The following is a 575-nucleotide window of genomic DNA, read 5'->3' on the forward strand; positions in this document are numbered from 1 at the left end:
TGAGCGCGCGGGCGAAGCGCCGGCTTCGAAATTGCGATCCGCGGTCCGAATGCACGATGCAGCCGGCGACATCGCCGCGCATCGCGACGGCGTTCTCGACCGCGCGGACGGCGAGTTGCGACTTCATGCGGTCGCTGATCGAGTACCCGACGATCCGGTTGCTGAAGACGTCCTTGACGGCGCAGATGTAGAGCTTGCCCTGCCGGGTTCGGTGCTCGGTGATATCCGTCAACCACAGCCGGTTGGCCGYGGTCGCGGTGAAGTCGCGCTGCACGCGGTCGTCGAACACGGGCGGGCCGGCCTTCTTGCCGTTCTTGCCGCGCTTTTTCCCGAACACCGACCACACGCCATTGCGGGAGCTGTGTTTCCAGACCGTCCGATCCGACACCTCCCACCCGTTGTCGCGGACGGCGTCGGCGATGAGGCGATACCCGAACTCAGGATCGTCGGCATGCGCGTCGACGATCGCGTCGACCAGATGCGCCTGCRCCCAGTCACGGTCGGTCACGGGCTCAGCCAGCCACCGGTAGTACGGCTGGCGGGCGATCTTCAGCACCCGGCACGTCACCGCGACC

The 575-nt window shown here is 67.0% G+C and carries 1 protein-coding gene; it reads right to left on the reverse strand.

Annotation, left to right across the window (positions count from 1 at the left end):
* On the reverse strand, positions 1-575 hold a 575-nt coding region (locus B5M43_RS14945; protein ID WP_230668291.1), incomplete at both ends, for an IS3 family transposase.

It is taken from the genome of Microbacterium sp. MEC084 (genome assembly GCF_004514465.2).
GTDB lineage: Bacteria > Actinomycetota > Actinomycetes > Actinomycetales > Microbacteriaceae > Microbacterium.